This is a genomic window from Azoarcus sp. TTM-91 (genome assembly GCF_012911025.1).
In the GTDB taxonomy this organism is placed as follows: domain Bacteria; phylum Pseudomonadota; class Gammaproteobacteria; order Burkholderiales; family Rhodocyclaceae; genus Azoarcus.
This window is the reverse complement of sequence record NZ_WUEI01000157.1, coordinates 1-7,770: the sequence shown is the minus strand read 5'-3', so window position 1 is coordinate 7,770 and position 7,770 is coordinate 1. Positions and strand designations below refer to the sequence as shown.

The 7,770-nt window shown below is 71.8% G+C and carries 8 protein-coding genes; all 8 read right to left on the bottom strand.

The window, feature by feature from the left end:
• Positions 1 to 20 precede the first annotated feature (20 nt).
• The 8 genes from GRF61_RS22335 to rfaE1 are packed head-to-tail and all read right to left on the bottom strand — an operon-like array spanning position 21 to position 7,617.
• Positions 21 to 797, bottom strand: a complete 777-nt coding sequence (locus tag GRF61_RS22335) for a lipopolysaccharide kinase InaA family protein (protein WP_169152828.1) — start codon at positions 795 to 797, stop codon at positions 21 to 23.
• Between the two features lie 3 nt (positions 798 to 800).
• A complete protein-coding gene (locus tag GRF61_RS22330; RefSeq protein ID WP_169152827.1) occupies positions 801 to 1,550 on the bottom strand; it encodes a lipopolysaccharide kinase InaA family protein in 750 nt (249 codons plus the stop codon).
• Entirely contained in the window at positions 1,547 to 2,386 is an 840-nt protein-coding gene (gene rfaP, locus GRF61_RS22325) for a lipopolysaccharide core heptose(I) kinase RfaP (protein WP_169152826.1), read from the bottom strand. Before rfaP ends, GRF61_RS22330 begins: the two co-directional genes overlap by 4 nt.
• Complete coding sequence (locus GRF61_RS22320) at positions 2,383 to 3,516, bottom strand: glycosyltransferase family 4 protein (protein WP_169152825.1); 1,134 nt, start codon at positions 3,514 to 3,516, stop codon at positions 2,383 to 2,385. Before GRF61_RS22320 ends, rfaP begins: the two co-directional genes overlap by 4 nt.
• Positions 3,516 to 4,598 carry a lipopolysaccharide heptosyltransferase I gene (gene waaC, locus GRF61_RS22315; protein ID WP_169152824.1) on the bottom strand — a complete coding sequence of 361 codons (1,083 nt, stop codon included), beginning with the start codon at positions 4,596 to 4,598 and terminating at the stop codon, positions 3,516 to 3,518. Before waaC ends, GRF61_RS22320 begins: the two co-directional genes overlap by 1 nt.
• Before the next feature lie 7 nt (positions 4,599 to 4,605).
• Entirely contained in the window at positions 4,606 to 5,673 is a 1,068-nt protein-coding gene (gene waaF, locus GRF61_RS22310) for a lipopolysaccharide heptosyltransferase II (RefSeq protein ID WP_169152823.1), read from the bottom strand.
• A gap of 5 nt (positions 5,674 to 5,678) precedes the next feature.
• A complete protein-coding gene (rfaD, locus tag GRF61_RS22305; RefSeq protein WP_169152822.1) occupies positions 5,679 to 6,641 on the bottom strand; it encodes an ADP-glyceromanno-heptose 6-epimerase in 963 nt (320 codons plus the stop codon).
• Between the two features lie 16 nt (positions 6,642 to 6,657).
• A complete protein-coding gene (gene rfaE1 / locus GRF61_RS22300; protein WP_169152821.1) occupies positions 6,658 to 7,617 on the bottom strand; it encodes a D-glycero-beta-D-manno-heptose-7-phosphate kinase in 960 nt (319 codons plus the stop codon).
• Positions 7,618 to 7,770: the final 153 nt, after the last annotated feature.

Here is a 7,770-nt window from a genome sequence, read left to right as displayed (position 1 = left end):
GGGGAGTTGGGCGGCGGTGTTCATCTGCGGGCGGCCTTGCGCCGGCGGCGGTCGAGAATGCGGCGGGCGAGGCGTTTGCCGCCGGCGTCCAGCCGGTCGCGGCCCAGGTAGCGCAGCAGGAAGCGCAGGCGGTCGGTGGCGGGCAGACGGTCGGCGTGGCGGTTCAGGGCGTCGAGGTCGCGGGCGCGGTCATGGGCGCCCAGCCACAGCGGGCGGGTTTTTTCCAGGTCGATCAGGCGGGCTTCGTCCTGCGCGGCCGTCGTGCCCAGGCGGATGAAGAGGTGCTTGGGGTAGAGGCAGTTGTGCACCTGGCCGCGGTTGTGCAGGGTGCGTACCAGCACGGCGGCGGCATCCAGCACCCGGCGGCGGGTGTCGCGGCCGAGCCGGGGCCAGTCCTGCAGCCAGGCGTCCAGCGGGCGGTAGTCGTCCAGCGCGCGGGTGACCAGCATGGCGCACACCTTGCCGCCCAGCTTGCGCTGGCCGAAGAAGGCGGCCTGCAGCGCCGGGATGCCGGCGGCGGCATAGCGGCGGATGTTGCGGAATTCGCGGGCGAAGGTGGCTTCGCCCAGCGGGTGCAGCGGGCTGCGGCTGAGGTGGTCGATCTGGCGCTTGAGGTAGAAGGCGTGCCGGCGGCCGGCCTCGTCCGCCAGCTCCAGCCGGCTGACGCTGCTCCAGCCGCCGCGGCCGGTGTTGGGTGCATCCACGCTGTCCAGCTCCAGCGCCCACAGGCTGCCGAAGCTGTCCAGGCCGTGGCGGGTGAACAGCGGGCGCAGATCCTCGGCCAGATAGAAGGTCACGGCTTACTCCCGGCCCTGGAAGAAGGTCAGCACCCGGCGCAGGCGCTGCTTGTCCGCCGCGTCCAGCCGGCGCTTGCCGGCGTAGTCGAGGTAGAAGCGCAGGCGCTGGGTCTGGCTCAGGCTGTACTTGGCGACCTTGTCCAGGCAGGCGAGGTCCTTGACGATGCGGTAGCGCAGGAAGGGGCCGTGCCAGAACTCGCCGGAGGGGCAGTCGATCAGGTAGAGGCGCGGCGGTTCACTGTCATCCACCAGCAGGTTGCGCCACTTGAGGTCGTTGTGGGCGAAGCCGTGGCTGTGCATCTCGAGGGTGATGGCGGCGAGCTGGCGGGAGATGCCGGCGATCCAGCCGCGGTCGGCCAGCCGTGGGTCGTGGTTCAGCACCAGCAGCTTGAGGTCTTCGGTGCGCGGCAGCTCGGCGGTGATGAGCGCGCCACGGCGGAAGCCGCCCCAGCGGCGCTCCTCGCCCCAGCCGACCACCGCTGCGGTGGGAATGCCCCAGGCGGCGAAGTGGCGCAGGTTCTCCCACTCGGCGCGCACCCGGGTGCGGCCCAGCCAGCGCCGCAGCGGGTTCTTGCCGGCGCCGTGGTAGCGCTTGACGTAGTAGCGCCGGCCGCCGACGACCACCCGCAGCACCTGGCTCAGCGGGTCGCGGGCGACTTGTTCGCCGTCGAGGGCGAACACCGCGTCCAGCGTGGCAAAGGCTTGGGCGGCGGCGGGTTCCAGGCCGCCGGCGGCGAGCTGCCAGCCGTTCATTTCTGCAGCGCCGGCCGGTTGGCGAACTTGCGTTCGTAGCGCAGCTTGAGGCGGGCGGCTTCCTTCTCCAGGTGGCGCAGCAGCGGCTGCTCGTGCTTGAGCGTTTCGCGCAGCGGGCCGGGGAAGTAGTCGCGCAGGAAGCGCAGCTTGTCGCGGCGGGTGAGGCCGATGTCCAGCGCCGAGAAGTAGAGCGCGGAGAGGTCCTTGTCGCGCCAGCGCCGCGGCGTCTGCGGCCGGATCTGGGCGCGGTGCAGGTCGATCAGCGACAGCCGCAGCCGCTGCGGCGTGGGCGGCGGGTCGAGGTGCAGCAGGAAGTGGCAGAGGTAGAAGTCGCGGTGGTTCATGCCGCCTTCGTGCATGCGCCGGGCGATGCGGGCCACTTCGGCCACCAGCGCGCGCTTGAGCGCCGGTGCCGGCGGCGACTGACGCCACTCGCGGGTGTAGGCATCCAGGTCCACCGCCGGCTCGATGGCGGCGGTGACGAGGAAGGATTCGCGTTTGGCCGGCCCGCTGCCGCGCTCGCCGTAGGCGATGGCGTCCATGGTCGGCACCCGCAGCGCGTGGCAGGTCTGGATGGCCCGCCATTCGTTGCTGGCGCCGAGGATGGGCGCGCGCAGGCGCAGCAGCTCGCCGGCGATGCGGCCCCAGCCCACGCCCTGCTGCAGCTTGAGGTAGTAGCCGCGGCCGTCGATCTCGAAGCGCAGCGTACGGCGCCCTTCCAGGTCCCGCACCACCGCGTCGGATGCGGCCTCGCGGCCGAGCGCCACGGCGGCGGCGAAGGCGTCGGTATCGCCCCAGAGGGCGGACAGCGGCGGGGTGAGGACGAGCTGGTTCATCCGCGTTTGCCCACGATGAGGTCGGCCGCGCGTTCCGGCAGGCTGTAAAGGTCGCTGCGGTCGGCAAAGGCGAGGGCCTTGGCCTGCCAGGCAGCGCGGGCGGCATCGTCGCCCAGCATGCGCGCCAGCGCCGCGTCCAGGTCGGCCTGCACGAAGGGCTGCGGCACGATGAGGCCGGCGTCGGCGTCGGTGATGTAGTGGGCGTAGCCGCAGGCGGCGCTGGCCAGCACCGGCAGGCCGGCGACCAGGGCTTCCAGCAGCACGGTGCCGGTGTTCTCGTGGCGCGCCGGATGCAGCAGCAGGTCGGCGCCGAGCAGGAAGCGCGGCACGTCGTCGCGGCCGCCGGGCAGGTGGACGCGCTCGCCCACGCCCAGCGCGCGGGCGCGTTCCTGGAAGGGGCGGGCGTCGTCGGCGCCGATGGCGACCAGCCGGGTGCGCCGCTTCAGCGCCTCCGGCAGCGCGGCCAGCGCGGCGATGCTGCGGTCCAGGCCCTTGCGCGGGAAGTCGGAGCCGATCTGCACCAGCAGGAAGTCGTCGGCGGCGAGGCCGAATTCGCTGCCGAAGCGTTCGCGCGCCTGGGCGCGCAGTTCGGCGGCGTTCGGCGGCGCGCGGCGGTCGGCGGCGATGCCGGGCGGCAGCAGGTGGAAGCGCCGCGCCGGCGTGCCGTAATACTTGGCGAACAGCGGCTGCTGGGTGGTGGAGATCATCAGGATCTCGGTATGGCTTTCCGGCGCGAACACCGCCCGCTCGTAAGCGGAGAAGTGGCGGTAGCGCGGGCTGTAGCGGTACAGCGGCTTGCGCAGGGTGCGCGCCTTGTCCTCGAAGCAGGGGTCGGCGGCGTAGTAGAGGTCCAGCCCGGGCATCTTGTTGAAGCCGACCACCCGGTCCACCGGCCGGCGCGCCAGGTCCGCTTCCACCCAGGCGCTGAAGCGGGCGTAGCGGCGGATGCTGGACCAGCCGCTGGCCGGCACCTTCACCAGTTCGAAGCCCGGCGGCACTTCGCCATTCCACTCCAGGTGATAGACCCGGATCGCATGCCCGCGCGCCTGGCAGGCGAGGGCGATGCGCAGGAAGTCGCGCTGCAGGCCGCCGTAGGGGAAGTACTTGTAGAGGCAGAAGGCGAGTTGCATCAGGCGTGTTCCGGGGCGGCGATGGCGCGCAGTTCGTTCCAGACCCGGGCGGGGGCCAGGCGGGTGAAGCATAAGGGCTGTTCGCGCGCGAGGTCGAAGCGGGCGCGATCCTCGGCGGTCGGCGTATAGCCGCAACTGCGCTTGAGGCAGGGCGCGCAGGGAAAGTCCGAGGCCAGGTGGCGCTGGCTGCGGCCCCAGGCGCCGGTGTAGCCGGGGTTGGTGGCGCCGAACAGCGACAGCGTAGGCACGTCCAGCGCGGCGGCGAGGTGGCCAAGCCCGGTATCCACCGCCACGCAGGCACGGGCGCCGGCAAGTTCGGCGGCGATGTCGGCAAGCTTGAGCCGCGGTAGCACCAGCGCGCCCGGCAGGCCGTGGGCGATGCGCTGGGCGCGGGCCAGTTCGGCCTCGCTGCCCCAGGGCAGGTGCACCGCCCAGCCGCTGGCGGTGGCCTGTTCGGCCAGCTGGCGCCAGTAGGTTTCCGGCCAGTGCTTGGTGGGCCAGGTGGTGCCGTGCAGGAAGACGAGATAGGGCCTTTCCGCCTGCGGCTCATGGCTGGCGGCGGCGAGCACGCGATTGCGCTCCACGCCGTAGTCGCCGTCGTGTTCCGCATTCAGCGGCAGCGGGTAGCCCAGCGCCTGGGCGAACAGCTCACGCACCCGCAGCACCGCGTGGCGGCCCCAGGGCACAGTGTGGCGGTGGCGGTAGAACAGGCTGGCCAGCGGCTCGCGGGCGGAGTTGCGCGCAAGTCCGTGCACCGGGCCGTCGGCGCGGCGGCTCAGCCATGCGCTCTTCAGCAGGCCCTGGGCGTCGATCACCGCATCGTAGCGGGTGGCGCCGAGCGCCCTGCTGAAGGCCTGCCATTCGCCGCTGCGGCGGGCTTGCAGCGGATGCTTGCGCCAGCGCCGCAGCGCCACAGGGATGATCTTGTCCACCGCCGGATGCCAGGCGGGGATCTCGGCGAAGGCCTCTTCCACAACCCAGTCGAAGCGCAGGCCGGTGACGGCGCGCGCGGCGTCGGTCACCGCCGGCAGGGTGTGGATGACGTCGCCCAGCGACGAGGTCTTGACGATGAGTACCCGCACGCTTGCCTCAGCCGACAGCGCGGCGCAGGAAGACCGGCTTGGCGCCGCCGGCGACCACGCTGTCCAGCGCGGTCAGCACGCTTTCCGGGGTGATGTCGGTCAGGCAGCGGGTGTGGCCGAGCGGACAGGTGCGCTCGAAACAGGGCGAGCACTCCAGCCGCAGCGTGCGTATCGCCACCCGCTCGGCCAGCGGCGGCGTGTGCTCCGGGCTGGAGGAGCCGAAGATGGCGACCAGCGGCACGCCCAGCGCGGCGGCCACATGCATCAGGCCGGAGTCGTTGGTTACCGCGGCGCTGGCCATGCCCAGCAGATCCACCGCCTCGCCCAGCCTGGTGTTGCCGGCGAGGTTGTGCACGCCGGGGTTGCCGGCGGCAATCTCGTCGCCCGCCGGCCTGTCCTTGGCCGAGCCCAGCACCCATACCTGCTGGCCGCGGGCGACCAGCTGGCGTGCCAGGTCGGCGAAGTGGGGCAGCGGCCACTGCTTGGCCGGGCCGTATTCGGCACCGGGCATGAAGGCGACCGCCGGCTGATGCAGCGGCAGGCCCAGCTCGGCGCGCAGGCGTTCCTGGTTGGCGGCGTCGGCCACCAGCTGCGGCAGCGGGAAGGGCTCCGGCAGCGGCGCTCCGGCCGGGCGGGCGAGGGCGACGAAGCGCTGCACCGTCATCGGCAGCGCGGCCTTGTCCAGGATGCGCAGGTCGTTCAGCAGGCCGTAGCGCATCTCGCCGCGGAAGCCGGTGCGGCGCGGGATGCGGGCGAAGAAGGGCGCCAGCGCGGATTTCAGCGAGCCCGGCAGCACGATGGCCTGGGCGTAGCCCTCGGCGGCCAGCTCGCGGCCCAGGCGCCAGCGCACCGCAAGGCCGAAGTCGCCATGGCCCAGCGGCATGGCGATGCCGCGGCGCACCTGCGGCATGCGCTCGAGGATGGGCAGCGACCAGCCGGGGGCGAGCACGTCGATGTCGCAGCGCTCGCCGCCGCCCAGGGCGACGAACAGGCTCTGCGCCATCACCATGTCGCCCACCCAGGAGGGGCCGACGACAAGAATGCGCGGCCTGTCCGGCCGCCCGGCTGCGCTCATCGGGCTCAGCTCCGTGCCGCCAGCCAGTCGAGGTAGCGGGGCACGCCGGTTTCCACGTCCATGAAGGGGCGGTCGTAGCCGGCCTTGCGCAGGGCGTCCATGTCGGCTTCGGTGAAGCTCTGGTAGCGGCCGCGCAGGTGGTCGGGGAAGGGAATGTAGTCGATGCCGCCGCCTTCGGTGCCGCGCGCCTTGCCCCAGCGGATGGCGGCGCGGGCGACGTCGTTGAAGCTCTGCGCGCGGCCGGTGCCGAGGTTGAAGATGCCTTTCACCGAGGGGTTTTCCAGCAGCCACAGGTTGACCGCGACGACGTCGTCCACATGGATGAAGTCGCGCCGCTGCTCGCCCGGGCCGTAGCCGTCGGAGCCCTCGAACAGACGTACCCGGCCGGATTCGTTCAGCTGGTTGTGGAAGTGGAAGGCGACGCTGGCCATGCTGCCCTTGTGCTGCTCGCGCGGGCCGTAGACGTTGAAGTAGCGCAGGCCGACCACCTGGGATTCCAGCGTCTCCAGCTGCGGCCGCAGGTGGCAGTCGAACAGGAACTTGGAGTAGGCGTACATGTTCAGCGGCCGCTCGTAGCTGCGCGCTTCGCGGAAGGTCGGGCCCATGCCGTACACCGAGGCGGAGGAGGCGTAGATCAGCGGCACCTTGCGCGCCACGCACCAGGCCAGCAGGGCCTTGGTGTATTCGTAGTTCACTTTCATGACGAAGCGGCCGTCCCACTCGGTGGTGGCGGAGCAGGCGCCTTCGTGGAACACGGCTTCGACCTTGCCGAAGTCCTCGCCGGCCTGCAGGCGGGCGAGGAAGTCGTCCTTGTCCATGTAGTCGTGGATGTCGGTGTCGGCCAGGTTGAGGCATTTGCGGCCGTCGGAGAGATCGTCCACGACGAGGATGTCGGTGTAGCCGCGGGCATTGAGGCCGCAGACGATGTTGCTGCCGATGAAGCCGGCGCCGCCGGTAACGATGATCATGATGGGCTCCTGGTATTCAACGGTCGGCGGGGCCGCCGCTGGCGGCCGCCGCGAGTTCGGCGAGGCTGACGGTGGCGGTGCCCAGTTTGCCGACGACGATGCCGGCGGCGGCGTTCGCCAGCGCGGTGGCCTCGGCCAGCGGCAGGCCGCAGGCGAGGCCGGCGCCCAGCACCGCGACCACGGTGTCGCCGGCGCCGGTGACGTCGAACACGTCGCGGGCGCGGGTGGGCAGGTGCAGCGGCGGCCGGCCGCGCTCCAGCAGGCTCATGCCGCGTTCGGAGCGGGTGACTAGCAACGCGTCCAGCGCCAGCGCGTCGCGCAGGGCTTCGCCACGCTTCACCAGCTCGGCGTCGTCCGCGCAGTGGCCGACCACTGCCTCGAATTCGGACAGGTTGGGGGTGATGACGGTGGCACCGCGATAGCGGGCGAAGTCGGTGCCCTTGGGATCCACCACCACCGGAGTCTTCGCCTTGCGCGCGGTGGCGATCAGCTCGGCGACGCCGGCCAGCGTGCCCTTGCCGTAGTCGGACAGCACGCTCGCTCCGGCGGCCGGCAGCGCCGCCTCGAAGGCCTGGGCGATGCCGGCGGACTCCAGCGCGGCGAAGCTGTCCTCGAAGTCCAGCCGGATCAGTTGCTGGTGGCGGCTGATGATGCGCAGCTTGGTGATGGTGGGGTGCTGCGGTGCCTCCAGCAGCCTGCAGACGACGCCGCCCTGCTCCAGCCGCGTGCACAGCAGCCCGGCGGCTTCATCGCGCCCGACCAGGCCGACCAGTTCCACCGGCATGCCCAGCGAGGCGCTGTTGAGCGCTACGTTGCCGGCGCCGCCGGCACGGAATTCGTCGCCTTCCACCTTGACCACCGGCACCGGCGCTTCCGGCGAGATCCGCGTCGTCGAGCCGTGCCAGTAGCGATCCAGCATGACGTCGCCAACAACGACGAGGCGACCGGCGGAGAAGTCGGGCAGGGTGACTTGCATTGCGGAGGGCGGAGGCAGGGCGATGAACAGTTCGCGATTATCCCATGAAGCGGTGAAAACGCGGTGTGGGCGGCCGATTCGCGGTGGGCGCGGGGCTTTCCGGTCCGTCGCCGGCGGCCTGGGCGGGGTGCCGGGAGGTGGTGCCGGGAGGTG

Bases quoted from the DNA above. Each gene is read 5' to 3' on its own strand.
- GRF61_RS22330 (WP_169152827.1), bottom strand. From the start codon at position 1,550: ATGAACGGCTGGCAGCTCGCCGCCGGCGGCCTGGAACCCGCCGCCGCC.
- rfaP (WP_169152826.1), bottom strand. From the start codon at position 2,386: ATGAACCAGCTCGTCCTCACCCCGCCGCTGTCCGCCCTCTGGGGCGAT.
- GRF61_RS22320 (WP_169152825.1), bottom strand. From the start codon at position 3,516: ATGCAACTCGCCTTCTGCCTCTACAAGTACTTCCCCTACGGCGGCCTG.
- waaF (WP_169152823.1), bottom strand. From the start codon at position 5,673: ATGAGCGCAGCCGGGCGGCCGGACAGGCCGCGCATTCTTGTCGTCGGC.
- rfaD (WP_169152822.1), bottom strand. From the start codon at position 6,641: ATGATCATCGTTACCGGCGGCGCCGGCTTCATCGGCAGCAACATCGTC.
- rfaE1 (WP_169152821.1), bottom strand. From the start codon at position 7,617: ATGCAAGTCACCCTGCCCGACTTCTCCGCCGGTCGCCTCGTCGTTGTT.